Origin of the sequence: Actinoplanes sp. NPDC049548 (assembly GCF_040676695.1) — a bacterium.
GTDB lineage: Bacteria > Actinomycetota > Actinomycetes > Mycobacteriales > Micromonosporaceae > Actinoplanes.
Map to the genome: position 1 here is coordinate 75,111 of NZ_JBFAPM010000010.1, position 25,379 is coordinate 100,489.

At 72.6% G+C, this 25,379-nt stretch carries 22 protein-coding genes and 13 tRNA genes; 21 read left to right on the forward strand and 14 right to left on the reverse strand.

The annotated features are described in order from the left end of the window. Window position 1: 1 nt before the first annotated feature. From AB0J80_RS20680 to AB0J80_RS20690, 3 genes are all read right to left on the reverse strand, one after another. Window positions 2-2,095, reverse strand: a complete 2,094-nt coding sequence (locus tag AB0J80_RS20680; RefSeq protein ID WP_364707147.1) for a molybdopterin oxidoreductase family protein — start codon at window positions 2,093-2,095, stop codon at window positions 2-4. Between the two features lie 69 nt (window positions 2,096-2,164). Next, window positions 2,165-2,803: a CbiX/SirB N-terminal domain-containing protein gene (locus AB0J80_RS20685; protein ID WP_364707149.1), complete on the reverse strand. Its 639-nt coding sequence runs from the start codon at window positions 2,801-2,803 to the stop codon at window positions 2,165-2,167. Continuing rightward, a complete protein-coding gene (locus tag AB0J80_RS20690; RefSeq protein ID WP_364707150.1) occupies window positions 2,800-3,924 on the reverse strand; it encodes a uroporphyrinogen-III synthase in 1,125 nt (374 codons plus the stop codon). Before AB0J80_RS20690 ends, AB0J80_RS20685 begins: the two co-directional genes overlap by 4 nt. A gap of 433 nt (window positions 3,925-4,357) precedes the next feature. On the opposite strand from AB0J80_RS20690, the gene AB0J80_RS20695 reads away from it, so the two are divergent. From AB0J80_RS20695 to AB0J80_RS20760, 14 genes are all read left to right on the forward strand, one after another. Beyond that, window positions 4,358-4,431 (forward strand) — tRNA-Trp (locus tag AB0J80_RS20695). Between the two features lie 100 nt (window positions 4,432-4,531). Next, window positions 4,532-4,605: transfer RNA gene (locus AB0J80_RS20700), tRNA-Glu, on the forward strand. A 12-nt stretch (window positions 4,606-4,617) separates the two neighbouring features. After that, window positions 4,618-4,689 (forward strand) — tRNA-Gly (locus AB0J80_RS20705). Window positions 4,690-4,791: 102 nt separating this feature from the next. Further along, window positions 4,792-4,863: transfer RNA gene (locus AB0J80_RS20710), tRNA-Gln, on the forward strand. Window positions 4,864-4,870: 7 nt separating this feature from the next. Continuing rightward, window positions 4,871-4,943, forward strand: a tRNA-Leu gene (locus AB0J80_RS20715). Between the two features lie 10 nt (window positions 4,944-4,953). Then, window positions 4,954-5,028, forward strand: a tRNA-Leu gene (locus AB0J80_RS20720). Window positions 5,029-5,043: 15 nt separating this feature from the next. Next, window positions 5,044-5,117, forward strand: a tRNA-Ala gene (locus AB0J80_RS20725). Between the two features lie 4 nt (window positions 5,118-5,121). Further along, a tRNA-Asp gene (locus AB0J80_RS20730) sits at window positions 5,122-5,193 on the forward strand. Between the two features lie 31 nt (window positions 5,194-5,224). After that, a tRNA-Ile gene (locus AB0J80_RS20735) sits at window positions 5,225-5,298 on the forward strand. Window positions 5,299-5,301: 3 nt separating this feature from the next. Beyond that, window positions 5,302-5,374: transfer RNA gene (locus tag AB0J80_RS20740), tRNA-Arg, on the forward strand. 11 nt (window positions 5,375-5,385) lie between these two features. Continuing rightward, window positions 5,386-5,459, forward strand: a tRNA-Glu gene (locus AB0J80_RS20745). 24 nt (window positions 5,460-5,483) lie between these two features. Beyond that, a tRNA-Asn gene (locus AB0J80_RS20750) sits at window positions 5,484-5,556 on the forward strand. Between the two features lie 6 nt (window positions 5,557-5,562). Then, window positions 5,563-5,635: transfer RNA gene (locus AB0J80_RS20755), tRNA-Val, on the forward strand. A 137-nt stretch (window positions 5,636-5,772) separates the two neighbouring features. Further along, a complete protein-coding gene (locus AB0J80_RS20760; protein WP_364707152.1) occupies window positions 5,773-7,086 on the forward strand; it encodes a TIGR04013 family B12-binding domain/radical SAM domain-containing protein in 1,314 nt (437 codons plus the stop codon). Here AB0J80_RS20760 and AB0J80_RS20765 read toward each other — a convergent pair. Further along, the gene (locus tag AB0J80_RS20765; protein WP_364707154.1) at window positions 7,069-8,193 is read right to left on the reverse strand and encodes a pyridoxal-phosphate dependent enzyme; all 1,125 of its coding nucleotides are present in this window, start codon (window positions 8,191-8,193) and stop codon (window positions 7,069-7,071) included. The two genes, AB0J80_RS20760 and AB0J80_RS20765, sit on opposite strands and share 18 nt — an antisense overlap. 201 nt (window positions 8,194-8,394) lie before the next feature. On the opposite strand from AB0J80_RS20765, the gene AB0J80_RS20770 reads away from it, so the two are divergent. The 5 genes from AB0J80_RS20770 (at window position 8,395) to AB0J80_RS20790 (ending at window position 12,030) form a co-directional block, all read left to right on the forward strand. Then, window positions 8,395-8,883: an Hsp20/alpha crystallin family protein gene (locus AB0J80_RS20770; RefSeq protein WP_364707156.1), complete on the forward strand. Its 489-nt coding sequence runs from the start codon at window positions 8,395-8,397 to the stop codon at window positions 8,881-8,883. Window positions 8,884-9,457: 574 nt separating this feature from the next. Beyond that, window positions 9,458-10,012, forward strand: coding sequence for a TIGR03086 family metal-binding protein (locus AB0J80_RS20775; protein ID WP_364707158.1), 555 nt, complete (start codon window positions 9,458-9,460; stop codon window positions 10,010-10,012). Between the two features lie 188 nt (window positions 10,013-10,200). Next, window positions 10,201-10,662 carry a hypothetical protein gene (locus AB0J80_RS20780; protein WP_364707161.1) on the forward strand — a complete coding sequence of 154 codons (462 nt, stop codon included), beginning with the start codon at window positions 10,201-10,203 and terminating at the stop codon, window positions 10,660-10,662. A gap of 81 nt (window positions 10,663-10,743) precedes the next feature. Then, window positions 10,744-11,106, forward strand: coding sequence for a VOC family protein (locus AB0J80_RS20785; RefSeq protein WP_364707163.1), 363 nt, complete (start codon window positions 10,744-10,746; stop codon window positions 11,104-11,106). A 351-nt stretch (window positions 11,107-11,457) separates the two neighbouring features. Further along, window positions 11,458-12,030 (forward strand): hypothetical protein, encoded by a 573-nt coding sequence (locus tag AB0J80_RS20790; protein WP_364707165.1) that lies wholly within the window; start codon window positions 11,458-11,460, stop codon window positions 12,028-12,030. Here AB0J80_RS20790 and AB0J80_RS20795 read toward each other — a convergent pair. The 4 genes from AB0J80_RS20795 to AB0J80_RS20810 all read right to left on the reverse strand — a co-directional run bounded on the left by AB0J80_RS20795 (window position 12,027) and on the right by AB0J80_RS20810 (window position 17,295). Continuing rightward, window positions 12,027-12,968, reverse strand: coding sequence for a DUF5995 family protein (locus AB0J80_RS20795; RefSeq protein ID WP_364707168.1), 942 nt, complete (start codon window positions 12,966-12,968; stop codon window positions 12,027-12,029). The genes AB0J80_RS20790 and AB0J80_RS20795 overlap by 4 nt on opposite strands. 108 nt (window positions 12,969-13,076) lie before the next feature. After that, window positions 13,077-14,030 carry a pyridoxal-phosphate dependent enzyme gene (locus tag AB0J80_RS20800; protein ID WP_364707171.1) on the reverse strand — a complete coding sequence of 318 codons (954 nt, stop codon included), beginning with the start codon at window positions 14,028-14,030 and terminating at the stop codon, window positions 13,077-13,079. After that, a complete protein-coding gene (locus tag AB0J80_RS20805; protein ID WP_364707174.1) occupies window positions 14,002-15,900 on the reverse strand; it encodes a propionyl-CoA synthetase in 1,899 nt (632 codons plus the stop codon). Before AB0J80_RS20805 ends, AB0J80_RS20800 begins: the two co-directional genes overlap by 29 nt. Before the next feature lie 3 nt (window positions 15,901-15,903). After that, window positions 15,904-17,295, reverse strand: a complete 1,392-nt coding sequence (locus tag AB0J80_RS20810; protein WP_364707176.1) for an acyl-CoA synthetase — start codon at window positions 17,293-17,295, stop codon at window positions 15,904-15,906. An 86-nt stretch (window positions 17,296-17,381) separates the two neighbouring features. Here AB0J80_RS20810 and AB0J80_RS20815 point away from each other — a divergent pair, with 86 nt between their 5' ends. After that, window positions 17,382-19,331 (forward strand): toll/interleukin-1 receptor domain-containing protein, encoded by a 1,950-nt coding sequence (locus AB0J80_RS20815; RefSeq protein ID WP_364707179.1) that lies wholly within the window; start codon window positions 17,382-17,384, stop codon window positions 19,329-19,331. Between the two features lie 4 nt (window positions 19,332-19,335). Here AB0J80_RS20815 and AB0J80_RS20820 read toward each other — a convergent pair whose 3' ends face one another. After that, on the reverse strand, window positions 19,336-19,839 hold the full coding sequence (locus AB0J80_RS20820; RefSeq protein ID WP_364707181.1) for a GNAT family N-acetyltransferase: 504 nt from the start codon (window positions 19,837-19,839) through the stop codon (window positions 19,336-19,338). A gap of 4 nt (window positions 19,840-19,843) precedes the next feature. Then, window positions 19,844-20,791, reverse strand: a complete 948-nt coding sequence (locus AB0J80_RS20825) for a S41 family peptidase (RefSeq protein ID WP_364707184.1) — start codon at window positions 20,789-20,791, stop codon at window positions 19,844-19,846. A gap of 113 nt (window positions 20,792-20,904) precedes the next feature. Here AB0J80_RS20825 and AB0J80_RS20830 point away from each other — a divergent pair, with 113 nt between their 5' ends. After that, complete coding sequence (locus AB0J80_RS20830) at window positions 20,905-22,653, forward strand: calcium-binding protein (RefSeq protein WP_364707186.1); 1,749 nt, start codon at window positions 20,905-20,907, stop codon at window positions 22,651-22,653. Between the two features lie 10 nt (window positions 22,654-22,663). On the opposite strand, the gene AB0J80_RS20835 is transcribed toward AB0J80_RS20830, so the two are convergent. From AB0J80_RS20835 to AB0J80_RS20850, 4 genes are read right to left on the reverse strand one after another with little or no spacing between them, the layout of a single operon-like run. Continuing rightward, window positions 22,664-23,293, reverse strand: coding sequence for a TetR family transcriptional regulator (locus tag AB0J80_RS20835; protein WP_364707188.1), 630 nt, complete (start codon window positions 23,291-23,293; stop codon window positions 22,664-22,666). Between the two features lie 10 nt (window positions 23,294-23,303). After that, a complete protein-coding gene (locus AB0J80_RS20840) occupies window positions 23,304-23,963 on the reverse strand; it encodes a DUF4166 domain-containing protein (protein ID WP_364707190.1) in 660 nt (219 codons plus the stop codon). After that, the gene (locus tag AB0J80_RS20845) at window positions 23,960-24,646 is read right to left on the reverse strand and encodes a hypothetical protein (protein WP_364707192.1); all 687 of its coding nucleotides are present in this window, start codon (window positions 24,644-24,646) and stop codon (window positions 23,960-23,962) included. Before AB0J80_RS20845 ends, AB0J80_RS20840 begins: the two co-directional genes overlap by 4 nt. 42 nt (window positions 24,647-24,688) lie before the next feature. Further along, entirely contained in the window at window positions 24,689-25,276 is a 588-nt protein-coding gene (locus AB0J80_RS20850) for an adenylate kinase (RefSeq protein WP_364707194.1), read from the reverse strand. Between the last annotated feature and the right edge of the window lie 103 nt (window positions 25,277-25,379).

Below are 25,379 nucleotides of genomic sequence, written 5' to 3' on the forward strand. Positions count from 1 at the left end.
GTCAGCAGCTCCCTTCTTCTTCGGTACGCGAGATGGCGACCGCGCACGCCTTGAAAGCGGGCATCTTCGAATGCCGGTCGAGCGCGGGGTCGGTGAGGGCGTTGACGGCGTTGTCGCCGCCCCAGTGGAAGGGCGCGAAAACGGTGTCCGGGCGGATGCCGGGGTTGAGCCGGGCCCGGAAGAACGCGCGGCCGCGGCGGCTGCGCAGCTCGACCATGTCGCTGTCGGCGATCCCGTGCCGGCGTGCCAGGTCGGGATGCAGCTCGACGCGGGGCTCCGGCATGGCCACGCTCAGCGCGGCGACGCGGCGGGTCTGGTTGCCGCTCTGGTACTGCTGCATCGTCCGGCCGGTCGTCAGGACGTACGGGAAATGCCTGTCGGGGACCTCGTGCGGGTCGCGGTGCTCGACCCGCACGAAGCGGGCCCGCCCGTCGGGCGTCGGGAAGCCGTCGGCGAACAGCCGCGGAGTGCCGGGATTGTCCTCGGACGGGCAGGGCCAGAACACCCCCTGCTCGGCCTCGACCCGCTCGTAGGTGATGCCGGCGTAGTCGGCGATCCCGCCGGCGCTGGCCCGGCGCAGCTCCTCGAAGACCTCGCGCGGCTCGTCGCTGAAGAACTTCCCATGGCCGAGGCGCTCGGCGAGGTCCTTGAGGAACCGCAGGTCGGTGCGGACCTCCGGGGGCGGCGGCAGCGCGCTGCGGCGACGGATGACCCGGCCCTCCAGGTTGGTCATCGTGCCCTCCTCCTCGGCCCACTGGGCGGTGGGGAGGACGACGTCGGCGAGCGCGGCGGTCTCGGAGAGGAAGATGTCGGAGACCACGAGCAGGTCGAGCGCGCGCAGCCGGTCGATGACGTGGTTGGCGTGCGGCGCGGAGACCGCGATGTTGCTGGCCAGCACCAGCAGCACCCGCACACCGCCGTCGGTGCCGAGCCGGTCGAGCATCTCGTACGCGGACTTCCCGGGCATCGGCAGCTCGGCCGGGTCGATGCCCCACACCTTCGCCACGTGCGCGCGGGCGGCGGGGTCGTCGAGGCGGCGGTACCCGGGCAGCTGGTCCGCCTTCTGCCCGTGCTCGCGGCCGCCCTGGCCGTTGCCCTGGCCGGTGATCGTGCCGTAGCCCGAGTACGGCCGGCCGACCAGGCCCAGGGCCAGGGCCAAATTCAGGTACGCCTGAGCGGTGTCCGTACCGTTGCTGTGCTGTTCGGCACCGCGGGCCGTGAGGATCATCGCGGGGCGCTCGGTGGCGAGCAGCCGGACCGTCTCGCGCAGGTGCGCCTCGGACACGCCGGTCATCCGCTCGACCCGCCCCGGCCAGTAGGAGGTGACCGCGGTGCGGACCGCCTCGAAGCCGGTCGTCCGGTCCCGGATGTAGTCCTCGTCGACCAGGCCCTCGCGGATCGCGATGTGCAACAGGCCGTTGGCCAGCGCCAGGTCCGTGCCGGGCAGAGGTTGCAGATGCCGGTACGCGCCCTTGGCGGTGGCCGTCAGCCGCGGGTCGACGACGATGTGCCGGGCACCCTCGGCGCGCCCGGCGTCGAGGTACTGCATCGAGGGCGGCATCGCGTCCGCCGGGTTCGCCCCGACCAGGAGAACGGTACGGGCCTGCGCGAGGTCCTCGAGCGGGAACGGCAGCCCACGGTCGACGCCGAACGCCCGGTTGGCGGCGGTGGCGGCCGACGACATGCAGAACCGTCCGTTGTAGTCGACGGCCGCCGAGCGCAGCGCCACCCGGACGAACTTGCCCAGCGTGTACGCCTTCTCGTTGGTGAGCCCCCCGCCGCCGAACGCGCCTACGCTGTCCGGGCCGTACCGTTCCTGGCTGGCGCGGATCGCGGTGACGATCCGCTCCAGGGCCTCGTCCCAGGTCGCCTCCCGCAGCGGGCTGCTGCGGTCCCCGGCGGTCTTGCGCACCAGCGGGGTGAGCAGGCGGTCCCTGTGGTCGAGCAGCTCGGCGGCGGTCCAGCCCTTGGCGCAGAGCCCGCCGCGGTTCACCGGGAAGTCGGCGGGCTCCAGCCGCACCCGCGGGATCTCGGGCGTCAACCGGATGCCGCACTGCAACGCGCAGTACGGGCAATGCGTCTCGGTCACCGTCACGAGATCGATCGTCGCGGCCCGGCGTTTCGTTCACGGGCGCGCAACGATTGCCCCGACGTTCTGATTTCCCTACAACCCGCTCGCGGCCATTGTGAGATCGCGGAAACGGGTCAGCACCAGGTCCGCGATCGCGGGATCCTCGCACAGCGGCGCGGTCACGTGGTCGGCCCCGGCCCGGTGCAGCGACCGGTAGAACAGCCCGTCGGCCAACAGGTACGCCGCTACGGCGATTCGTCTCCTGCCGTCGTGTCTCAACTGCGCGACCACGTCGGGCACCAGCCGCTCGTTCCCCGAGGCGTAGCCGACCGTGGCACCGAGCTCCGCGGCGACGGCGTCCACGTCGGCCCGCCACGCCGGATCGGACGAGCCGGCCGCTGCCAGCACGACCGCGTCGCAGGCCGGGAGCCGCCGACGCAGGATCTCCACGAGCACCGCGTCCGGTCCCAGGGGTGGCGCCACGACCGCGCCGGCACCCGCCGCGGCCTGCGCGATGTCCACCCGCACGTGGTATCCCGCTGACAGCAGCAGCGGCACCACCACGTCCGACTCCTCGATGGCGTCCGCGACCCGGGGATGCTGCACGTCCACATAGGCCAGGCGCACGTCGACATCCGGCCTGCGACAGGCGACCCGGTCGACGAGGTCCCGGATCTGGGCCTGGCCGGCGGCGGACCGGGTCCCGTGCGCGACGGCCAGCAACCTCTTCATGCGGCCACCTCGTCCACCCGGAGCCGGTAACCCCTCTTGATCACCGTCTCGATGTGCGCACCGCCGCCCAGCGCCGTCCGCAGCCGGGCGATGGCGACGTCCACCGCGTGCGCGTCGGTGCCCCGGGGCAGCGCCTCGACCAGCTTCTCCTTGGACACCACCGCACCCGGCCGGTCGGCGAGGGAGCCGAGGATCGCCATGGCGGCCGGCGCCAGCGTCTGAAGCCGGCCGTCGATGAGCACGGCGTGCCCGCGGATCTCCAGCTCGTCGCCGGCCACGGACAGCTTCGGTGCCCGGCGCGGCAGCTCGTCGGTCACGACCTTCACGAGGGCCCCGAGCCGCGACCGGTGCGGGGTGACCACCGGCACCCCCTGCTCGACCAGCGAGGCGGCGGTGACCGGCCCGACGCAGGCGGCCATCGTGCCGCCCCGGAAGGCCTCGAGCACCTCACCGGCCGCGGGCCCGGCGATCTCCAGCAGCGCCTGGACCGCCGGGGCGCTGGTGAACGTGACCGCGTCGACCTGCCCGGCGGCGAGCTGGCCGACGAGGCGGCGTACCGGAGCGACGTCCGGCGGCAGCGTCCACCGGTAGACCGGGATCTCCACGACGGCGGCCCCGGCCGCCCGCAGGGCGGCGGTGAACTCGGCCTGCGGCCCGCCGTGCAGCTGCACCGCGATCCGCCGCCCGGCGATGCCCTGCGCGAGCAGCCGCTCCAGGATCTCCTCCGACGACTCGGTGGCCGCCGACCAGTCCTCGGTGAGGTCGGCGGCCCGGATCGCCCCGCACGGCTTCGCACCGCGGGCGATCAGCCGGGCCCGGCCCAGGGCGGCCCGCAGCGTGTCACCCATCCCCCAGCCCTCGGCCGCCTCCAGCCACCCCCGGAACCCGATTCCGGTGGTGGCGATCACGATGTCGGGAGCGAGCCCGACACAGGCCTCGGTGGCGGCGTGCAGGGCCTCGTCGTCCCCGAGCGGCACGATCGTGATGGCGGGCGCGACGACGACCCGGGCCCCACGCCGTTCCAGCAGGGCGGCCAGCTCCTCGCGCCGGCGCTCGGCGGTGACGGCGACGGTGAACCCGGCAAGCGGGCCCGCGGCATCGGCGTTCTGATCGGGATTCACGGCACCGATGCTCGCTACCAGCCGTTACGGTCCTGGGACCCCCATGTTTCCCCGGTGTCAACGCGGTATCACTTCGGCGGCGGGCCGGCCTGAGAGGGTCACCGCCATTAATGGGGTGACACGTGCCCCGCACAGTGGGCAGAATCCTCGTCAACGCCGAATTCGCCGGCGGAAAAGCGTTGACGAAAACGATGCGGCTCGGTCATCATGGATCCCGGCACCGCACCAGAGCTCGAAAGGAGATGAACCGTCATGTCGTGGCAGCAGAATTGCGCGATCGCGAACGGGTCCGCCATCTCCCTCGTGGCCGCGCAGCTGTGGGTCCGAGGTTGCGAGCTGAGTCGTGACCTGGAGCGATGGGGCGGGTAGCGCAGCGTCTGCGCGTACGCCGCCCACCTTGCGCCAGCGAGGACCGGGCGGCTTTTTTGTTCCTACGGGTGTAGCTCAACGGTCTAGAGCACCGGTCTCCAACACCGACGGTTGCAGGTTCGAATCCTGCCACCCGTGCGTGCCCTGAATACGTTTCAGGGAATTGCACTTTGGCAACTCAACAGTGGATGGCATGCATTTCCCCGGCGTCCGCCTTTTCGGGCCGGCGCCGGGAGATCGCCCGTGAGGCTGAGGTGGGTAGACCACCGGACTCTCGATCCGGAAGACCGGGTTCGACCCCCGGACGGGCGACGCAGATCACTCGTGGCTGTAGCACAACGGTCAGTGCGCCGCCTTGCCATGGCGGAGACCGGGGTTCGACTCCCCGTAGCCACTCCGACCCACCCCGCGGCCGCCCACCCGGCGGCCGCGACCAGCGTCCTCATCAGGCGCTGAAGGGCCGGGCCGGCGGGACCGCTACCCCCGCCGGCCGGCCGATGCGAGCTGGTGCAACCGGCAGCACACCCGGCTCTGACCCGGACGATGGAGGTTCGAATCCTCCGCTCGCAGCTCACCCGCCCTCGTAGCCCAACGGCAGAGGCAACGGTCTGAGGGACCGTCCAGTGCGCGTTCGAATCGCGCCGAGGGCACGTACGACCCGCCCGGGTAGCCCAACTGGCAGGAGGCGGCTGGCTTAGAACCAGCACAGTGCGCGTTCGAATCGCGTCCCGGGTACGCAGCACCATCGAAGGGCCTGTAGCTCCAACTGGTAGAGCGCCGTTCTTGCACAGCGAGGGTTGTCGGTTCGAGTCCGACCGGGTCCACTTCGTCGACGTAGCTCAGCGGGAGAGCAACCGCCTGTCGAGCGGAAGGCCGCGGGTTCGAGTCCCGCCGTCGGCGCGCAAGGAGGGTGAGATCCCTCCGCTTTCACCTCGCCGTGGCCCAGGTGGTAGGGGCGCCTCGCTGATAACGAGGAGGGCGGTGGTTCGACTCCACCCGGCGAGACATGCCCCGATAGCTCAGCGGAGAGAGCGTCCGGCTACGAACCGGAAGGCCGCAGGTTCGAGTCCTGCTCGGGGTGCGCATCCACCTGGCGCGGTGGACGAACAGGTAGAGTCACCCGGCTTTCACCCGGGAGTGTGCGGGTTCGAGTCCCGTCCGCGCTGCACATGCCCGTCAGGGCAGCACGATCCGGCGTCGCCCAATCGGCAGGGCAGCGGACTGTTAATCCGTACGGTGGTGGTTCGAGTCCACCCGCCGGAGCTTCTCACCTGTGTAGCTCAACCGGGAGAGCGCCGTCCTTACAAGACGGATGTTGGGGGTTCGAGTCCCTCCGCAGGTACGCACGGCCTCGTGGCGTTCGGAGGCGGAGCGCTCCGCCTGCAAAGCGGTGAACTTCCGGTTCGACTGGAGGACGAGGCCTCGGCGCATGCCATCCCACTGTGAGTCGCACCACCGGCTGCCTGGCAAAATCGCGGCATGAGCGGCCCGGACCTGGTCCTGATCCTGCGCTACCGCAAGGCGGTGACGTACGGCTTCCACGTCCTGCTGGGCGCGCTGGAGGAGCACCCGACCACCACCCGCTACGAGGTGCGCTTCGGCGAGACCCCCGAGGCGACCGCCGCGCACATCCGCGAGGCGACCGCGAAGCGCGTGCTCGTGCTGTGGTCGTTCTACTCCCCCGACGCCGCCGCCCTCGCCGAGGAGCTGGCGGCCATCCGGGCGCTCGCCGACGGCCCTCAGGTCACCCACCTGGCCGGCGGTGTCCATGCGACCGCGGAGCCGGTGCAGACGCTGGACGCCGGCTGGGACGTGGCCGCGATCGGCGAGGGGGAGTCCACGCTGCTGGCGCTCGTCGACGCGGGCGGCGATCCGGCCGGCATCGCGGGGCTGGCCTATCGCGGCGCCGACGGCGAGATCGTCCGGACCGGCAAGGCGCGCGGGCGCCCGCTCGACGACTTCCGCGGCTTCTCGCTGAAGTGGGACCGGTTCAACGCTCTGGAGATCACCCGCGGTTGCGTGTACGCGTGCCGCTTCTGCCAGACGCCGTTCATGTTCTCGGCGCGGTTCCGCCACCGCAGCGTCGCCAACGTCCGCTGGCACGTCGACCGGATGCGCGAGCGTGGCCTGCGCGACGTTCGCTTCATCACGCCGACCGCGCTGTCGTACGGCAGCCAGACCGAGGAGCCGAACCTGGCGGCGGTCGAGGAGCTGCTGGCGTCGTGCCGGGAGGGCATCGGGCCGCACGGGCGGGTCTTCTTCGGCTCGTTCCCCAGCGAGATCCGTCCCGAGCACGTCTCCCGGGAGGCTCTCCGCCTGGTCAAGAAGTACTGCGACAACAACAACATCATCGTGGGCGCCCAGTCGGGCTCGGACCGTGTTCTCCAGGCGGCCAAGCGAGGCCACGGCGTGGAAGAGGTCAAGCGTGCGGCCCGGCTCGGCATCGAGGAAGGCTTCCGGATCAACGTGGACATGATCTTCGGGATGCCCGGCGAGGACGAGCAGGATGTCAGTGACTCCCTCGAGCTGGCCCGCGAGCTGGCCGACCTGGGCGCCCGCATCCACGCGCACACCTTCATGCCGCTGCCGGGCACCCCGTGGCGGGACGCCCCGCCCGGCGACGTCGACCCGGCGACGATCTCCGAGGTGGACCGGTTGTCGCGGCGGGGCGCGCTCTACGGGCACTGGCAGAAGCAGCGCGACCATGCCGCCCGGCTCGCCGCCGCGGCGGAGGCGTACCCCCGTCCGGGCCGCAGCCGCACGATCCTTCCGACGCTACCGCCCGTCGAGTAGCCGGGCGACGGCGTCCGCCGCCTTGAGCGCCGTACCGGTGAGCACCACGACCGTCGTCCCGCCGGGGCGCAGCACACCCCGGCGCAGGAACTCGCGGACCGCGGGGAGGACGGCGGCGCTGGTCGGTTCGGCGTACAGGCCGCGGCCGGCCAGCTCGAACGTGGCCGGCCCGAGGTCCGCCTCCGGCACCGCTGCCATGTCGCCTCCGGAGAGCCGGATCGCCGCCAGCACCTCCCGGTCGCGCACGGGCCGGGCTATCGCCGTACCCTCCGCGATCGTTGCCGTCCACTCACCCGGCGCGACCGTCTCGGATCCGGCAGCGAACGCCGCCACCAGCGGGCTGCAGTTGACAGGCTGCGACACCAGCAGCCGCGGGCGCCGGCGGATCGCGCCGGAGGCCAGCAGCTCACCGAAGCCCAGGTGCAGACCCAGGACCAGGCTGCCGGCGCCGCACGGCAGGACGACGGCTTCCGGCGCGTCGAACCCGAGGTCCTCCCAGATCTCGTACGCGAGAAGCTTGGTGCCCTGCAGGAAGAACGGGTGCCAGTTGTGGCTGGCGTAGAACGTCGAGGCGGACCGCCGCACGGCCTCGTCCGCGGTGGCCTGGCGGCTGCCCGGAACCAGCTCGACCGTGGCGCCGTGCACCCGGCTCTGCTGGATCTTCGCCGCGGAGGTGGACCCGGGGGCGAGGATCGTGGCCCGCATGCCGGCCGCCGCCGCGTAGGCCGCGATCGACGAGCCACCGTTGCCGCTGCTGTCCTCCAGGATCTCCCCGACGCCCTGGTCCCGCAGGGTGGAGATCATGACCGTGGTCCCGCGGTCCTTGAAACTGCCGGTGGGATTGATCCACTCCAGCTTGACCAGCAGCTCCACCCCGTCGAGGCCGAACGGCAGCAGCGGCGTCAGCCCCTCACCGAGGCTCACCGGCCGCTCGACCGGCGCCGGCAGCGCGGCGGCATAGCGCCACTGCGACCGTACGGCGGTGTCTACGTCGTCGCGGGTGATGCCGGGCAGCGGCGTGACCAGCAGCGGCGAGCCGTCGTCGCCGCACCACCGCGGCCCGTGCAGGGGGTACCGGCGGCCGGCCCGGTCCACGAGAGCTGTCATGCCTCGATCCTCGCAGAAAATCTTGGCGACTCTCTTGGCACTCTCGGACCGACAGTGCTAAAACATGAGTTGTCGCTGCAGCTCAACCGCGGTGATGAACCACCTCGGGGCGCGCTGCACGACTCTCGGCAGAGATGATCCGAACGCCGAGCGCCACATGCCCGCCGGAACGGCCGGCGGGCCGCACGAGGAGGTGGATCCGTGGTGCTGACCTTCGATCCTTTCCGTGAGTTCGACCGCATGGCCGGCCAGGTCTTCGGCCCCGCGTCGGGCACCGGCGGCAACGCGACCCTGGCCATGCCGATGGACCTCTACCGCTCCGGCGACCACTTCGTCCTGCACTGTGACCTCGCCGGCATCGACCCGGGCTCCGTCCAGGTCGACGTCGACAACCACGTCCTGACCATCCGGGCCGAGCGCTCGCCCCGCACCGACTCCGACGTCCAGTGGCTGCGCCGCGAACGCGTCACCGGCACCTTCGAACGCCGCCTCACCCTGGGCGACGGCCTCGACGTCGAGCACATCACCGCGACCTGGCAGGACGGCGTCCTCACCCTGACGATCCCGGTCGCCGAGGCCGCCAAGCCGCGCCGCATCGAGATCGTGCGGGGCAAGGACTCCCAGGCCCTCGGCAAGGACTCGCAGGTGCTCGAGGGCACCTCCCAGGAGCGCACGGCGATCTCGTCGTAACCGATCCACGCCGGGGCAGGCGGTGCGCCTGCCCCGACAGCACTCCCGGACAGTCCCCCGGCGTGGGCGGTGCGCCCACGTACTCCGCGGCACGGGCGATGCGCCCGTTCCGGAGTGCCCACCGGTGGCCTCGGCGGCCACCGCCCCTCACCGGCCCCGCGTCGGTGACTCCTCCAGCGCACCCGCGGCCCGGCGGGCGCGCTACCCGGCCGGCCGGGCACGGAACCTGCGTCCTCCGCGCCCGGCAGGCCGCGCTCCATCCCGGCCAGAACGACAACCCGCATCCCTCCTGAAGGCCTCCCGCCCGCCCGGACACGGAACCCGCCTCCCCTGGCCCCAGCAAGCCGCGCTCTGCCGTCCCCGACCGGACACGGCACCGCCGTCTCCCACGCCCGGCAAGCCGCGCCCGCCCGCCCGGCCGGACACAAAATCCGCCTGCCTTAGTCCCCGGCAAGCCTCGCTCTCCCATCCCCGGCCGGACACGGCACCGCCGCCCGGCGAGCCGCGCTCACGTCCGGCGGAAAGTTGTCGTAGGGCGCTGTTAGCGTGGCACCACTCGACTCCGGGAGGGCGTGTGGACAAGGCGACAACGATGCAGCTCGCCGATGCAGCGGACCGCATGGGCAGGCTGGTGGCCGCGGTGCCGGCCGATCAGTGGTCGAGCCCGACACCCTGTGCCGACTGGAACGTGCGCGACCTCGTCGCGCACGTGGTCACCGGAACCGCCCGCTTCACCGCCGCGATCACCGGCGCACCGCAGGCTCCCCCGCCCGACAGCGCGGACCTGCCCGGCGCCTTCGCCCGCAACTCCGCCGCCCTGGTCAGCGCCTTCGGCACCCCGGGAGCGCTGGAGAAGATTGTCGACGTCCCGTTCGGGCGCGTGCCCGGCGCGGTCGCCCTCCATCTGCAGCTGACAGAGATGCTGGTGCACGGCTGGGACCTGGCCCGGGCGACGGGCCGGCGCCCGGACTTCCCCGACGACCTCGCCGCCCAGGAGCTGGCGTTCACCGTTCAGGCGCTGTCATCGGTGCCCCCGGAACGCAGCCCGTTCGCGCCCCCTCAGCCGATCCCGGACACCGCCCCGGCCCTGGACCGGCTCGCCGCCATGCTGGGCCGCAGCGTCCCCTGACCGGGCCCCGGCCAGTAAGGATCGCAACCACGCCGGGCCGCACCGTCCTCTGATCGGGCCCGAACCAGCCGGGCCCGAACCAGGTGGCCGGGACCAGAAAGGATCGCCGCGATGTCCCCGCAGGCAGCGGACCCGCGCAGATGCGATCCGTGTCACCGTCTTGACGAAATGCGCGGAGGCAGACGCCGATGATCATCGCTCCCGTGCTCGTCCGGATCGGGGCGGCGGCGCAGCTGCACCATCACCGAGGTCAGCGTGACACTGCCCGCCGACTGCTCGGCGAGATCTGGGACGAGATCGGTGGCGAGCGAGGCAACCCCCTGCACGTCTGTGTCCTCGCGCACGCCATGGCCGACGTTCAGGAGGACGTACGCCAGGAACTGCTCTGGGATCACCGTGCTCTCGCCGCAGCCGGCCTCCTCACACCCGTGCAGAGCGCAGAAGCCGGTGTAGATCTGCCGATCGCCGCCCTGTATCCGTCGCTGCACCTCAACATCGCGGACTGCCACCGCAGACTCGGCGATCTCGACCGCGCTCGCGAGCACCTGCAGCACGCCCGGACCGGAATCGATGCGCTCGGCGACGACGAGTACGGACGGCTCATCAGAAGCGGCCTGAACACGCTGACGCAGCAGCTGTCTAACCCGTAGGCGCCGCGCAGGAAGAGTGGAGTGACGCCCAGCGCTCGTAGCTCATGGTCGGCCGCGCGGGCGGTTCGTTATGGTCGGCGCATGACCGTACGGGGACTGCAGCGGATCGTGGTGTCGGTGGCCGATCGGGAGCGGGCGCTGGCCCTCTACCGTGATGCGCTCGGACTGGCCGAGAAGTACACCGTGGGCGAGGTCGTGGCCCTCACCGTCCCGGGCGCCGCAACCGAGCTGCTGCTGCACGAACGCCCGCCGACGCCCGGGCCGGCCGGTGTCGCCGTGAGCTTCCTGGTTGCCGACGTGGACGCCACCACGGCGGCGGCGGAGAAGGCGGGCGCCGAGGTCATCGACGCCCCGGCGGACCAGCCCTGGGGCGAGCGGCAGTCTGTCCTCACCGACCCCGACGGTCACGTCCTCTGCCTGGTGGGGGCGCCGGCCGCACCCTGACGGCCCACCGGTTCACGAGGCGGCGGTGGCGCTCGGCACGACCGGTGAGCGCGGTGCACTGAGCCCCGACGAGCGAAGCGGGACCGTCAGGGCTGCGCCTCCGTCGTAGCGTGACGAGGCACGCCCACCGTCGGCGGTGGGCGTGCGTGGCGAACGTCCGCTGCGATGTGCCGTCGATGGCTGCACCTTCCGGGAGAGCTCGACGATCGTCAGGACGGATCTCCGCTCTCCGATGCGGTCCAGGTTGTCGCGGATGCCGCCGCGGTGCATCGGGGCAAGGCTCGCGGCCGACCGGCCCTCGAGCAATCCGAATACGGGCCCGATGGGCGATGTCCCCCTACGGTCGGGCCCATGCGAATCCTGATCCGATCGGCGCTCGTCCTCACGACATGCAGCACCGCCCTTCTCTCGGCCGCAGCGTGCGGCACGGACGAGGATCAGGTGGCCGCGCCGGCCGCCACCTCGGCACCTGCCGCCACCAGCCCGGCGGCGCCCGCCGCCGGCACGGAGGCCCCCACCAGCGCGGCGCCCACCACCAGCGCGGCGCCCACGTCCAGTGCGACGCCCGCGGCCGGCGCGACCACCGCTGCGCCCGTGCGGAAGAAGTCGACGGTCGCGGCGTGCAAGGAGGTCGGGAAGGCCGGTGCCCCGTTCTTCAAGGCGGCCTTCGACGACGCTCCGATGTGGCGCGACGGCGAGAAGCCGCCGCAGGAGTGGCTCGACAAGCTCCACGACACCGCGCCGGACCTGGTCACCGCGCTCCGGTCCGCGGCGGACGAGGCGAAGGAGGGCAGGGCTCGCAAGGCCTTCGCCAGGTACGCCGACAACGTGCAGAAGTACTACATCGACGACCCCGACCTCTCGGAGCTGAGCCCCGACAACTCGGGGTGGATCCTCGACCTCGGCAAGGTCTGCGGGGACTAGACCCTCGTGCGACGCACCCGGACGCGGCCCAGGCCGGCCCGGGCGGTGTTGCGTCCCGTGCGCAGGACGTCGCCGACCCGGTTCACGATGCCGTCCCCCGTGATCAGGAGCTCGCCGACGTACGCCGACGCGCGGTCCATCACCAGGCGGGCCCGGGCCAGGTCGTCCTCGTCGTCGCGCAGGGCCCACAGGCGCTGCGCCTGCTCCCACGCGTGCGCCCGGGTGGCCGCGACCAGCACCCGCTGGCTCCAGTCGTCGAGGTCGCCGAGCAGGCTGTCGATGCGTAGCTGCCAGCGGGTCGAGTACCGGCGGCGCAGCTTCGGGATCTCCTGGTAGAAGATCTTGTTGACCAGCAGGTAGTCCGGGTGGACCACCTCGTCGCGGGGTGCGCCGAGGCGCTCCCAGGTGGCGGTCAGGGCGAGCGCCAGGTCGTGGTTGATGTGTGCGTTGACGCCCAGCATCGCCGCCGCGAGCTTGCTGACCTTGCGGTCCTGGGCGCGGCGGAAGAGGATCTCCCAGGCGTCGGGGGTGGCCAGGTCCTCCTCGCCCCACAGGCGCAGCGCCTCGAAGTAGCGCTTGGCGAACTCGACGTCGAGCAGCTCGAGGAAGTCGCGGTCCTTGACGTCCGACCCTTTCAGGGCCTGCGCGACCCGGTCGGTGATCGTGAAGTACAGCGAGTTGAACGACGCGACCCGGTTCGCGGCCGGCGGCGGCAGCTCGTTGAGGATCTCCTGGGTGCGCGTCAGCATCCGGAGCACGTCGCCGATGGTGTCCGGGCAGTCGGCGCAGAGCTCAGCCATCGCATGCGACGCCGGCTCCCACCCTCGTCCCTTCGGCACCAGGCCCGGCTCGTCCGTGGCGATCCGCAGGCGTTCGGCGCGGAGCAGATCGGCGCTGCTCTGCACCCCACCCCGGTCGAATGCGACAGTCGTCGTCATCGTGGCCCCCCAAGCCGCCGAAGCTCCTCCAACGGTCATCCACATTGCTGACCAGCGCCGTGTTCGACCAGCCTCGCGGCGGCTACCCGACAGTAGTGGCCGCACAGGTCATCGCGACAGCAGATTACTGAACCTCGGGACGTCGATGTTGCCCCCGGAGATGATCACGCCGACCCGGCCGCCGGCGGTGACCCGGCCCGCGAGCAGCGCGGCGATGCCGGTGGCGCCGCTGGGTTCCACGACGATGCGCATCCGGTCGAAGGCGTACCGCATGGCGTCGCGGATGTCGTCGTCGCTGACCAGCGCGATCTCGTCGACGAGGCGGCGGTTGACCGCGAAGGTCAGTTCCCCCGGGGTCGGCGCCGCCTGGCCGTCCGCGATGGTCTTCGGCACCGGGACGCTCACCCGAACGCCGGCCGCGAGCGAGCGCCGGGTGTCGTCCCCGCCGACCGGTTCCACGCCGATCATCCGGATCCGCGGCAGCAGGGCCTTCGCGGCGGTGGCGCTGCCGGCCATCAGCCCGCCGCCACCCACGGGCACGAGCAGGGCGTCGAGCTCACCGACCTCCTCGATCAGCTCGAGCGCCGCGGTGCCCTGGCCGGCCATCACGTGCGGGTGCTCGTACGGCGGGATCAGCGTCAGCCCCCGCTCGGCGGCGAGCGCGGCACCCAGAGCGACCCGGTCGCCGGAGTAGCGGTCGTAGGTGACCACCTCGGCGCCGTAGCCCTCGGCGGCCGCCCGTTTCGACGGCGGCGTGTCCTCGGGCATGAGGATCACCGCCTTGCTGCCCAGCTCCCGCGCGGAGAGGGCGACGGCCTGCGCGTGGTTGCCCGACGAGTACGCGGCGATCCCCCGCCCCAGCTGCTCGGCGCTCAGCCGCGAGCACGCGTTGTACGCCCCGCGGAACTTGAAGGCGCCGATCCGCTGGAAGTTCTCGCACTTGAGGAAGACCTCGGCGCCCACGAGCGCGTCGAGGGTGCGCGAGCGCAGCACCGGCGTACGGTGGGCGACCCCGTCGAGCCGCTCGGCAGCATCACGGACGTCGGCGATGGTGATCGTCATGTCCCCTATCCGACAGGACGGGGCGCAGTCTGTCGAGCACGGCCGGGTCGTCGATGGTGGAGGGCACCGGCTCGGTGCGGCCGTCGGCGATGCCCCGCATGGTCCGCCGCAGGATCTTGCCGGAACGGGTCTTGGGCAGCCCCTTCACCACGTCCACCCGGCGCAGCGCGGCGACCGGCCCGATGCGGTCGCGGACCAGCGCGACGAGCTCGGCGGGGTCGACGTCCGCTCCCGCCTTGAGCACCACGAAACCCCGCGGCACCTGGCCCTTGAGCGGGTCGAGCACGCCGATCACGGCGCATTCGGCGACGGCCGGGTGGGCGGCCAGGACCTCTTCCATCGCGCCGGTCGACAGGCGGTGCCCGGCCACGTTGATCACGTCGTCGGTGCGGCCCATCACGTACAGGTAGCCGTCGGTGTCGAAGTGCCCGCCGTCGCCGGTGAGGTAGGTGCCCGGGAACGCCGACAGGTAGGAGGAGACGTAGCGCTCGTCGTCGCCCCAGAGGGTGGGCAGGCAGCCCGGCGGCAGCGGCAGGCCGAGGACGATCGAGCCCTCCTCGCCGGGTGGCACGTCTGCGCCCGTACCGTCGACGACCCGGACCCGGAAACCGGGAACCGGCACCGACGGCGAGCCCGGCTTGGTGGGCAACGTCTCCAGGCCGCGCGGCGAGGCCGCGATCGGCCAGCCGGTCTCGGTCTGCCACCAGTTGTCGATCACGGGTACGCCCAGCAGCCGCCCCGCCCACGCATACGTCTCCGGGTCGAGCCGTTCGCCGGCGAGGAAGAGCAGCCGCAGCCGGGACAGGTCGTACCCCTCGGCGAGCTTGCCGTCCGGGTCCTCCTTCTTCACCGCCCGGATCGCGGTCGGCGCGGTGAACATCGTGGTCACCCCGTGCTGGGCGGCCACCCGCCAGAACGCGCCGGCGTCGGGGGTGCCGACCGGCTTGCCCTCGTAGAGGACGGTGGTGGCGCCGGTGAGCAGTGGCGCGTACACGATGTAGGAGTGCCCGACGACCCAGCCGACGTCGGACGCGGCCCAGAAGACGTCGCCCGGCCCGGTGGCGAAGACGGCCTCCATGGACCAGCGCAGGGCGACCGCGTGGCCGCCGTTGTCGCGGACCACGCCCTTCGGGCGCCCGGTCGTGCCCGAGGTGTAGAGGATGTAGAGCGGGTCGGTCGCGGCCACCGGCACACACTCCGCGGGTACGGCGCCCAGCAGCGCGTCGTCCCAGGTCAGGTCGGTGTCGCGGACCAGCTCGGCGGGTCCCTGCGGCCGCTGCAGGACGACCACGTGCGCCGGTACGTGCGTGGCCTCGGCCAGCGCCGCGTCGAGCATCGGCTGGTAGGCCACGATCCGGCCGGGCTCGACCCCGCAGGACGTCGCGACGATCACCGTGGGACGGGCGTCGTCGATGCGCGCGGCGAGCTCCCGCGCCCCGAACCCGCCGAAGACCACCGAGTGCACCGCGCCGAGCCGGGCACAGGCGAGCATGGCCACGACCGTCTGCGGCACCATCGCCATGTACAGCACGACCCGGTCACCCACGCCGACGCCGAGCCGGCGCAGCGCCCCGGCGAACAGGGCCACCTCGTCGCGCAGCTCGCGGTAGCTGTACGTGCGCAGCACCCCCGTGACCGGGCTGTCGTGGATCAGCGCCGGCTGGTCACCGCGCCCCGCGTCGACGTGCCGGTCCAGGGCGTTGTGGCAGGTGTTGAGCCGGGCATCGGGAAACCAGCGGTAGAGCGGCGCGGCACTGCGGTCGAGGATCTCCCCCGGCGGCATCACCCAGTCGATGGCGGTGGCGGCGTCGCGCCAGAAACCTTCCGGGTCGTGCATGCTGCGCTCGTACGCCTGCCGGTATGCGCCCATGGGTCATCGTAAGCGCGTCTTCTGCACCTTGCCCATGGCGTTGCGGGGCAGTTCCGTGACGATGTGGACGACCCGGGGGCGCTTGTGCGCGGCGAGCTTGCCGGCGACGAACGCGACGAGCTCCTCGGCGGCGGGCCGGCCGTCGGCGACCACGTACGCGGTGACCTGCTCGCCCAGGTCCGGGTGCGGGGTCCCCACCACGGCGGCCTCCCGCACGGCCGGGTGCAGCAGCAGCGCGTCCTCCACCTCGCCCGCACCGACGCGGTAGCCGCCGGTCTTGATGAGGTCGGTGGACGCCCGTCCGACGATGCGGTGCCACCCGTCCGGGCCGATGGTGGCGACGTCGCCGGTGGCGTACCAGCCGTCGGTCAGCGGCGCGGCGGCGCTGCCGTCCGGCTGCAGGTAACCGTCGAAGAGCGTGGCGCCGCGCACCTGCAGGTGGCCGATGGTGGTGCCGTCGCCGGGCAGCGGCTCCCCGGCGTCACCCACCAGCCGGGTCTGCACACCGGCGAGCGGGACGCCGACGTGTCCCGGGCGCCGGTCACCGTCGGCGTGGGCGCTGACCGTGATCAGGGTCTCGGTCATCCCGTAGCGCTCGACCGGCGCCTGACCGGTGAGCGTCACGAGGTCGTCGAACACCGGGACGGGCAGCGGCGCACTGCCGGAGACGAGCAGCCGCGCGCCCCGCAGCGCCCGCGCGGCCTCCGGGGCGGCGCACACCCGGGACCACACCGTCGGTACGCCGAAGTAGAGGGTGCCGCCGGCTTCCGCGTACGCCTGCGGGGTGGGCCGTCCGGTGTGCACCAGCGGCGACCCGGTCCGCAGCGCACCGAGGACCCCGAGAACGAGACCGTGCACGTGGTAGAGCGGCAGTCCGTGCACGAGGGTGTCGCCGGCCGTCCACTGCCACGCCTCGGCGAGCGCGCCGAGGTCGGCCGCGATCGCCGCACGCGACAGCACGACACCCTTCGGCGGGCCGGTGGTGCCACTCGTGTAGAGCACCAGGGCCGGCGCACCGGCGGGCGGCTCGGCCGGCACGGTCCCGTGGCCGGGCCGCATGACCGGCACGACGGGCACGCCGCTGTCACCACCGGCCGCGGGATCGTCGGACAACATGAGCGCCGCGCCGGAGTCGCGCAGGACGTGCGCGCGTTCCAGCTCACCGGCGTCCGGCGGCACGGGCACGACCGGCACGCCGGCCAGCAGGCCGGCCGTCACGGCGACGATCGAGGGAAGGCCGGGCACCGCATGAACAGCGGCCATCGGTACGCCGTGCAGCTCCCCCGCGAGGGCAGCCGCCCGCCCGAGCAGTTCGTGCCGCGACATCGTCATCCCGGACGCGGTGACGGCGCTCGCATGGTCCGCGGGGTCGTGCAAGGCTCCGAGCAGGCGCATGCCCGCGATGATGGCAGACCGGCCGCCCCCGCACACGAAGTGTCCGATCAGGGCGGCGCGGCGGCTGAGAGCCTGAAGGCCGGGGGGTGAGCGAGATCGACACGAAGCGGGTGTTCCTGTGCTACTCGCGCCGGCAGTTCCACGCCGCCGAGCAGCTGGCCGCACTTCTGGCCGGTCAGGGCTCGGACGTGTGGTTCGACGTGCAGCGCCTCGCCGCGGGGGACGACTGGACCCGGGCGATCGAGGAGGCGGTGGACCGGGCGGACGTGCTGGTGCTGCTCGCCTCGCCGGAGGCGCTCGCGTCCGCGTACACGCAGCGGGAGTGGCGGCGGGCCCTGCAGGCCGGTACGCCGGTGCTCGTAGCGGTCGTGGACACCGTGGATCTGCCGCCGGAGCTGTCCGGGGCCCCGCGGGTCGACGTCCGCGTACGTTTCGAGGCCGGCGCCGCGGCACTCGGCCGGATGATCGCCGGCGGCGAGCCCGCGACCGGTGCGGATCGTCCGGCATGGCGACGACGGCCGGCGGCGATCGCGACCGTGAGCGCCGCGCTGCTGATGAACCTGGTGGCGGTCCTCGGCAACCTGCTCGTCTACCCCACCGAACTGATCATGGTGGACATGGACTGGTCACTGGCCGAGCCGTTGCAGATCGTGCGGGCGGTCACCGCCCCGGCGGTCGCCGGCGTCTTCGCCGGATTCCTGTGGCAGGTGCTCCGACAGTTCCGGCGGCGCCAGGCCCGGTTCACGCCGCTGTGGGTCACGCTGCTGCTGGCCGTGCCGTTCTACCAGTACGCCGGGAACCTGCTCAACACCATGGTGGCGGCGCTGGCCCACGGCGTGGACTGGAACGTGGACCTCACCGAGACCGAGTCCGACCTGTCCGGTGGCTACTACGTCATCGCCACGCTGCTCCTGCTGCCCCTCAACGTCGCCGCACTGGCCTGCCTGCTGGCGTCGCGGTCCACCTTCCGGTGGCTGCCCGCCGGGGAGGCACCCCAGTGGATCCGCCGCCGGGCGCTGCGCGACGCACCCGACCGGCGACCGCGTCACCTGGCGCTCCAGCACGCCCGCACGGCCGTCGTCCACCACGCGCCGGCCGACGCGGCCATAGCGCACCAGGTTGCCACGGCGTTCACCGCCGCCGGCCTGACGGTCGGTAAGGCCGACGCGGATCTGCAGGTCGTCGTGGTCACCAACGTCACCGACTGGCGGTGGGCCGCGGACCAGCTGGCTTCCGGCCGGTCCGTCGCGGTGATCGGCTCGAGCGTCCGGCCCCCCGAAGCGGCCGATGAGCTGCAACGACTGCAATGGCTGGACTTCCGCGACGGCGACGTGACGGCCCTCAGCCGCCGGGTGGCCTGGCTGACCGGTACGGCGCCGGGCCCGCCGGCCGGGCCGCCCCACGCGCTCGACCGGTTCGCCGGCCCGGCAGCGGTGCGCCGCGCCCTGCTCGCCCTCCGGGCCCTCGCCGCCCTCTTCGGCACGTCCGCGCTGCTGTCGGTGACGGTGGTCGCGCCCGATGCATACGACCGGAACACCGACTACAGCGAGCCCGCCATGGTCCCCGGTGAGCGGATACCGGGAACGTTGGTCTCGCAGGGTGTGCTGAACCCCGACCGCATCCGGGACACCGCGGCGAACGCCGACACGCTCCTGACCGTCCGCGCCGGCCTGGCGGCGGTGTTGTGCCTCCTGCTGGTGGTCCTGGCCTGGCGCCTCGGCGTCCGGCGGCTGAGCCGGCCCGGACTGGTCGTCACCACCGTCGCGGTTTTCGGCTTGACCGTCGTCTGGGGTGTCCTCGGCGTCGCCAGCCAGGAGCCGCCCGACCTGTTCCTCCTGGGCTACGGGCTCGCGGTAATCGTGGCCCTGGTGCTCGTCTGCACGCAGGGCCATCGCGTCACCTCATGGTTGCCGCTCGGCCAGCAGGCGTCCGGTTCGTCGACGCTGCCGCCGGTGGGCCCCGCGATGCTGCACATCAGCCTCCCGATGACGCTGCTCGTGCTCACCCCGCTCTACGTCAGCGGCACCATCCTGTGAGCGCTCAGGGCAACGTACGGGTGAGCCACACCAGCTCGCCGCGGTCGTCGGTGGTGACGTGATCCCGCTGGAATCCCAGCTTCTCGAGAACACGGAACGAAGGCGCATTCCACGCGCGTACCGTCGACCACAGCCGTGTCCGTCCGGTGGCGGCGGCCGCGTCGACCACCGCCCTGGCGGCCTCCGTGGCGTAGCCGCGGCCGTGCGCTCGTCCGAACAACTCGTACGCGATCTCGGGTTCGTCGATGCCGGACCGGCCGACGATGAGGCCGCAGTAGCCGATGAGCTCCTCCGAACCGCGGCACCGGACCGGCAGCAGCGCGATCCCCGTCCGTTCCGTCCCGGCCAGCATGTCGGCGATGAGTCGCCGAGCGTCCTCGATGGACGGCGTGCCGTCTCCTCGCTCCGCGTGGAGGGCCCGGAGGCTCTCGGCATCGTTCACGTCCCAGGGCCTCATGATGAGGCGCTCGGTGTCGAGGTGGAACGTCATCCGCTGGTAGCAGGCCATGGCGTCAGGCCGACGGCAGCCCGGCAACAGCCGCCCGCGCCTCGTCCAGCAGGGCCGTCGAGGTTCCGGTGGCCAGCACATGGTCGAGGGCTTTCCGGTACGCGTACGCGAAAGCGTCCTCAGCCGGAACCTCGACGTCCGGGACCACCCCGGTGCCCTCCCAGTTCGTGCCGGTGACCGGATTGACCGAGCGCGCGACCGGCACGGTGATCTCCATCGTGGGCGACAGCGGGAAGTACTCCGTCGGGTGCGCCCCGCCGCGCGTCGTGGCACCGACGAGCGTGGCCCGCCCCTGTGCCTGCAGGTTGTAGCAGAGCTCCTCGCCCGCCGAGAAGGTGACGTCGCTGGTCAGCAGGTACACCGGCCGGTCCAGGTAGCGCTCGCCCGGCAGGTGCGCGAGGCTCCAGAACTGCCTGGTGCGGCCGCTCTCACCGTCGTAGATGTCGTTGAGGTGGGTCTGGTCGTCGGGAAAGAAGTAGCTGGTCCAGAAGATGACGCCGTTGGGCGCGCCGCCCCGGTTTTTCCGCAGGTCGACGATCAGCGCCGCGGTGTGCGACACCAGCTCCATGGCGGCGGCGATGGCGCGGCCACCCACCGAGGCGTCGGGGATCTGCCGCACGTCGAGATACCCGACGTTGCCCTCCAGCCGCTCGACCCGCGCGATGCCGTGGTTGTTGCGCCGCAGCTGCTGTTCGTACGCGGCGACGATCTGTTCCTCGGTGAGCGCCTCCCGCACGTCCTCGCCGCGAGGGCGTACCCGCAGGTGCTTGTCGGCGCAGATGCCTTGAAGGACCTCGGTGAGCCGCTCACCGAGCGCGGTCTCGTCGAGTCCGTCGTAGGCGCCGGCGTCGCGCTTGGCCCGGATCAGGGTGGCGGCCTCGGCGGCCTTCGCCGGGAAGATGTACCTGTCGCAGAGCAGTCCGAGCGCCTTCTCGATCACATCGTCCCCCATGGATGCATCCTAACGGGCGCGTCAGCCGGGTTTTTTCTACACCACGCACCGTGCGCTGCCGATTACCTCGGGTGCTGTTGCCGACGCCTGCCCGACGCCTGGAGCGACCCGCCGTGATCCGCACTTCCCGACTCGCCGTGCCCGTCCTGGCCGCCGTCCTCGCCGGCATCGCCGTGCCCGGGGCCGCCGCAGCGGCGCCGACCACCGGGCAGACCGGCCGGGCGCGCGCCTGCACGGTGGTCGGCACCTCCGGCAACGACCGGCTCACCGGCACCACGGGCCACGACGTCATCTGCGGTCTCGGCGGCAACGATGTGATCAGCGGCGGCGACGGCAACGACATCATCGACGGCGGGAGCGGCAACGACATCATCGTCGGCGGCCGAGGGGACGACTCGATCGGCGGCGGCGCCGGCGACGACCGCGTCCAGGGCGGCGACGGCAACGACACCGTCACCGGCGACCGGGGCAACGACCGCATCGACGGCGGCGCCGGCAACGACCGCGTCCAGGGCGGCGACGGCAACGACACCGTCACCGGCGACCGGGGCAACGACCGCATCGACGGCGGCACGGGCGACGACCGGGTGCAGAGCGGCGACGGCAACGACGTCGTGAACGGCGATCCCGGCGACGACCGGCTCGACGGTGGCCCCGGCGACGACCGGCTCACCGGGGGCGACGGCGCGGACGACATCCGGGGCGGCACCGGGCTGGACACCTGCCGGCGGGACGCCGCCGACGTCTCCCCGGTGACCTCGTGCTCGGACCTGGCCGCCCCGAAGGTGGACGAGTCCTCGGTGCAGTGGATCAGCGCGCCCACGCTGGACAACAGCGCCGAGCGCACCCTGCGGCTGCGCGTACGCGTGACCGACGACCGCAGCGGCGTGGCCGAGAACCGCGGCGCCGTCTGGGTCACCACCCCCGACGGCCCCCTCATCGCCCTGCAGGACCCCCGCCTGATCTCCGGCACCCGCAACGACGGCATCCTCGAATTCGTCGGCACCCTGCCCGCCTACGCCCCCGCCGGCGCCTGGCGCATCCGCGAGATCGCCGTCGTCGACCGCGTGGACCGCAGCACCGACCTGCTGGAACCGGACCTACCCGGCTTCACCGTGACCGGAGAGGCGGACGTCACGGCACCGGTGGTGGACGAGTCCTCGGTGCGGTGGATCAGTGCCGCCACGCTGGACAACAGTGTGGAGCGCACGCTGCGGCTGCGCGTACGCGTGACCGACGACCGCAGCGGCGTGGCCGAGAACCGCGGCGCCGTCTGGGTCACCACCCCCGACGGCCCCCTCATCGCCCTGCAGGACCCCCGCCTGATCTCCGGCACCCGCAACGACGGCATCCTCGAATTCGTCGGCACCCTGCCCGCCTACGCCCCCGCCGGCGCCTGGCACATCCGCGAGATCGCCGTCGTCGACCGCGTGGACCGCAGCACCGACCTGCTGGAACCGGACCTACCCGGCTTCACCGTGACCGGAGTGGCAGACCTCGCGGCCCCGGTGGTGGACGAGTCCTCGGTGCAGTGGGTCAGCGCGCCCACGCTCGACAACAGCGCCCAGCGGATCCTGCGGCTGCGCATGCGCGTCACCGACGACCGCAGTGGCGTCGCCGAAGGCCCGGGCGCCGTCTGGGTCACCACCCCCGACGGCCCCCTCATCGCCCTGCAGGACCCCCGCCTGATCTCCGGCACCCGCAACGACGGCATCCTCGAATTCGTCGGCACCCTGCCCGCCTACGCCCCCGCCGGCGCCTGGCACATCCGCGAGATCGCCGTCGTCGACCGGGTCGGGCGTACCGCCGACCTGCTGCTGCCCGAGCTGCCCGGCTTCACCGTCACGGACGCCAAGGCCTGAGCCGGCCCGGTCAGCTCCGGCGGGTGCGCAGCTTCGCGCGCAATGCCCGCCGGGCCACCGGGCCCAGGTCGTCCACCACCTCGGCGAGGACGGCGAGGCGTTCCAGGGCGAGGAAGGCCGACGCCGCCGCCGGCTCGTCGACGCCCTCGAACAGTTCGAGGCCGACGAAGGCGGCGGACACGGCACTCGCCAGGCCGGCGGGCTCGGCCAGCTCCGCGATCGGCGACCGTACGAGCAACCGGGCGATGACCTGCTCGATCTCGGCGGTCCACAGCGCGAGCGCCCCGGACACCGCCGGCACGAGGCGCGGGTCGGACTGGGCGCCCGCGAGCAGCTGGGCGAGGACGGTCACGTTGCCCTGCTCCCGCTCCTCCGCGTGCAGGTCCCGGCCGAGGTCCAGCAGCTCACGCAGGGAGGTGACGGCCGAGAACCTTTTCCGGTACGCCGCGACGCGCGCCTCCGTCGCCGACCGGCACGCCTCGGCGAGCAGCTGGTCGATCGAGCCGAAGTGGTAGAAGACCAGCGCCTGGTTGACCCCGGCCTCCTTGGCGATGGTGCGAGCCGACACGCCGGCGATGCCGTGGGCACGCAACGCCGCCAGGCTTCCCTCGATCAGTTTCGCGCGGGTGTCGGCGCTCAACGGCCCTCCCTCATTCGCGAGGATTCTCCCGTAGCGGCCGGACCGCCGCGGGCACGGGGGCGGAGTGGTCGACGTACTGGGCGGTGAAGCTGCCCGAGTATCCGAAGACCGGTCCGAGATGGCGGTTCTCGACGGCCACCTCGATGCGGAAGCGGCCGGTGGTGTCGTCGTACCACTCGTGCAGCCGGGCGTCGCCGCTCAGCGCTCGCGGGCAGGGGACGCCGCCGCGGAAACGCTGGTGGCCGCTGCGGATGTGCAGGCCACCGTCCGCGTCGACCGACAGGTGCAGGTCCACCGCGATGTGCTGGTGGGTGCCGAGGTAGTCGACGAGGACCTGCCGCTGCTCGCTCCAGATCATCGTGGCGTCGAACCGGCGCCGCCGGGCGGCGGCGACCTCGAAGGTACGCACGAACGTCAGCGTCGGACGGCCGTACGAGTCGGTGTAGGCGTAGTTCTCGATGGTGAACGGGATCGCCGTGCCGGTCTCCGGGAACAGGACGTGCCGGGCGGTGCCCAGACGAAGGAACGGTTTCACGTACGCGGGCCCGCGCCAGATGCGGTCCATGACCCCGGTGCCGACGCAGCCGCGGTGCTCGCCGAAGCGGTCCTGCAGCCGCGGGTGCAGGCGGGCGAAGTCGGCACCGAGGGCGCGTTCGAAGATCGAGGTCACAGGGTCTCCAGCAGGGACGGCGCCCGGGCGGCGAGGCGGTCGGGCGGGCGGCGCAGGCATCGGCGGGCGGCCGGCGTGTCGCGCCCGGGTGGCAGAACGAGCAGGACGAGCGAGGTGAGGGCGACGAGGGCCCAGCCGGCCCCGAGGGCGGCGACGCTCGCGAGCACCGCGGCGCGCAGCGTCACCTGACGCCAGGCGTTGCGCAGCGCCCGCTCCGGTGGCACGCCGCGTTCGAGCCGCAACCGGAGCCGGTCGAACGACCACGCGGTCGCCCACCCGAACAGGGGGCGGAACGCGAGGTCCGCCAGGCGGCCCGGGAGACCCCAGCGCGGCGTGTACGCGTACCCGGTCAGGAAGCGCACCCCACCCGGGCCCGGCACGTACCGCCAGTAGCCGCGGCCGGCGGCGATCAACGAGCGCCGGTCGGTGGAACCGAACCGCAGCGCCGACGTGCGGGAGCCGTCGGGCCGGTCGCGCTGCCCGGCATGGATGCCGAACCCCCCGATCGCGACGCCGGGCAGGACCGCCGTGGTGTAGCGGAACTCGGCGGGGGCGGTGCCGGCAACGGGCTCGATGCGCCCGAACCGGGCGTCCCAGCGGCAGTGGTCGGCCGGATCCTGGGTCGCCTCCCAGACCACGGCGAGGGGTACCGCGATCACCGTCTCGACGTAGATCCCTCGCATGCCCGCATCCCCCGGTTGAGCGTTCGCTCAACTGCGCGGAGCCTACGACGTTTTGAGCGAGTGCTCAAGCCAGGCTTCCACCTCGCTCGGCCGGCGGAAGAGCAGCACGGCGGGCATGTACGGATCGGCTGTCCACGCGCGCATGCGCTGCCGTTTGCGCGCGAACGACTGGAAGTGCCAGACGATGATTGATTCCCTCGACAGCGTCACCCGCAGCGACTCGACGTTGCCGTTGCAGACGCGCTCGCGGCGGACCATCCGGACGACGGTCCGCCGCACCAGCCGGCCCAGCGACAGCCAGCGCGGGAAGTCCAGCCCGATGACCAGGTCGGCCCGGGACAGGGGCAGGTCCAGCCAGGCACCGTACGCATGGTCGAGCACCCATCGCTCCTGCGCGCACACGGCCGCGATCCGGGCCCGCTGGACCTCCACCGGCACCTGCACCCAGCCGGGTTCCCAGGTCAGGTCGTCCACCGAGTGCCAGGGCAGGCCGAACCGCTCGCCGATCCGCCGGGCCAGCGTCGTCTTCCCGGCGCCGGTCACCCCGTACACCAGGATCCGGGCCGGTGGCGCGCTCATCCCGTTGTACGGGCGACGGCCACGGTCGGCATGGCCCGCAGTGTAGGCCACGACGCGCATCGCCGAGCCGGCAAAGGGCGGCGCGCACCGGGACGCCGTGTTTCAGGCCCGGAAAAGGGCGTGACGGCCGCCGCGTCGTGACCGGCCGACGGGC